At 34.0% G+C, this 2,106-nt stretch carries 2 protein-coding genes and 1 tRNA gene; 2 read left to right on the top strand and 1 reads right to left on the bottom strand.

All coding sequences use genetic code 11. The features are described 5' to 3' along the window. Nucleotides 1-33: 33 nt before the first annotated feature. On the bottom strand, nt 34-540 hold the full coding sequence (gene coaD, locus OZD62_RS02075; protein ID WP_274979059.1) for a pantetheine-phosphate adenylyltransferase: 507 nt from the start codon (nt 538-540) through the stop codon (nt 34-36). A gap of 79 nt (nt 541-619) precedes the next feature. Between coaD and OZD62_RS02070 the strand changes: the two genes are divergently transcribed. After that, a tRNA-Phe gene (locus OZD62_RS02070) sits at nt 620-692 on the top strand. Nucleotides 693-910: 218 nt separating this feature from the next. After that, nucleotides 911-1,774, top strand: coding sequence for a gamma-glutamyl-gamma-aminobutyrate hydrolase family protein (locus OZD62_RS02065; protein WP_022626263.1), 864 nt, complete (start codon nt 911-913; stop codon nt 1,772-1,774). Nucleotides 1,775-2,106: the final 332 nt, after the last annotated feature.

Raw genomic sequence — 2,106 nt, 5'->3', positions numbered from 1 at the left:
TCTCATCTTTACCCCGTACTAAAATTTCAGATATTATAGCCTTTTACTTGTTTCCGGACAACCTCTCAATTCGTTTTGAACACCTTTTGATACAAATTTGCTAACATCTTCTCCTAATCTTGCTATTTCCTTTACAAAGCTTGATGAGATAAATTGAGTATCTTCAGAAGCAGGAAGAAATATGGTTTCGATTTCAGGAAGAAGTTTATAATTTACCCAGCTCATTTGAAACTCGTAATCAAAATCCGATACTGCTCTTAATCCCCTAATAATAACAGAAGCATTCTGCTCTTTGGCAAACTTCACTAGCAACCCATTAAAAGATATAACATCTGCATCAATTCCTAGCCCTTTGATTTCATTTTCAGCCATGCTTGTGCGTAGCTTTGTGTCAAAGGCAGTATGCTTATTAACGTTTTCTGCAACTCCTATTATTAATTTATCGACTAGTTTACACGCTCTTTTGATTATGTCAAGATGCCCAAAAGTTATAGGGTCAAACGTGCCAGGGTAGATTCCTATTTTGTCATTAATGTTCATCCTTTATTTTTATAAACTACTTTAAAAACTTTTGATAGACATAATAACATTTTTTATCTAAAAATAAAAGTATACAGTTGGCCTGATAGCTCAGTTGGTAGAGCAAAGGACTGAAAATCCTTGTGTCGCTGGTTCGATTCCTGCTCAGGCCACCTTCTCTTTCTTGGCAAACTTGCCTTTTTGTTATAAAATACTCTATATCGTAATATAAATATTAGGGAGGCAAGTCATAGTATATAAATATTATAATAAACTATTTAATATCTTATTAATTATAGTTCTATTATTAAGCAATATTACTTATGCTGGCGTTAGTGAAAAACCGGCATCTCAACATGTAACCAGAAAAGAAGAACCAGCGTCAACTGTCTTGACGGCAGAAAATACAGTAAATAATGACATAGTTGTTGGTTTGTTGAAAACGGAAGAAGCACATGAGCTTGGGCTATCTCAAAATATCTACGAGATGTTTAATAACTTTGGAGTTAAAACCGTACTCATTGACTACAATAAAATAATTAACTTAAAAGAAATCCAAGAAAAGTCGCTTATCTTTGCAAAACAAGATGAAACATTGGCAAAGAAGCTAACATTAGACCGAATAAAAGTTGAAGTTGCAAAGTTTGTTAAAGAGCACAAAATAAATAGAATATTTATTCCGGATAATTTACACTCAGCACCCACTCCTTGTCGCCAGCTTGTTACTGAAGCAATTGTAAAAATAGTGGATGATAACCCTGCAATTCATTTACTTGGCATATGTGAAGGCATAATGAATGCAAAGGGAATTGAAGTAGTGAGTGTTGTGAGTGATGAAGAGAAACGAAGATCTCATTTAAAATCAGCACCTAATCCACAGAAAGAGGATCTACCTCTCCAGCAGATAAAGATCGTTCCAAATAGTCGTTTAGCAGAAGTAGTAGCCAAATTCCTAATACCTAATGAAAATGGCTGGTTTTCAACATATTTTCCAGATGCTCATTCAGGAGCAGTAAGTAATACACCAGAAAATAGAAGAAAATTGGAGTCACTTGGATATAAAGTTGCAGCATTTTCCAGTGAGGGGGTAATAGAGGCTATTGAAGATAAGCATGGTAATGTTCACTTTCAAAGTCATCCAGAAGCCCTTGTTGTGAAGTCAGATAAAAACCTCTATTTATCAAATCACAAGGAACGTCAAGTGTCTACACTAGTTGCTATAGCGATTATGAATGATTTTCTTTATCGTGCTTAATGGCTATAGCTTTAGGCTTACCGACGATTTGATAAACGATAGATTTGTCATGTATCCGTTCAGGCAATGGCGTCAACTTAAGGAAAAATATCAGCGATAGTGTATAAAATTTCTCTCCAAATTTTTTATCATTAAATTATCCAAAGAGTGCAAGGGACAGCACTTTTGTTTCTATTTTATTGCAACAAAAAAGTTTAAAATGTGTCTTTTTTAGGTGAGGCATGCAAAAAGGAAAAGATCTTATCTTACAAATTAAAAATGCAATATACTCGAAAACTTTTCAGAAAATCCATTGTGTTGAGTTTTACACGAACAAGAAAACTTCCTTTTTC

Origin of the sequence: Wolbachia endosymbiont of Drosophila seguyi (genome assembly GCF_028981765.1) — a bacterium.
Classification (GTDB): Bacteria; Pseudomonadota; Alphaproteobacteria; order Rickettsiales; family Anaplasmataceae; genus Wolbachia; species Wolbachia pipientis.
Note: the sequence above shows the minus strand (reverse complement) of the source record. Positions and strands in the feature narration are given on the sequence as shown.

Bases quoted from the DNA above. Each gene is read 5' to 3' on its own strand.
- coaD (WP_274979059.1), bottom strand. From the start codon at position 540: ATGAACATTAATGACAAAATAGGAATCTACCCTGGCACGTTTGACCCT.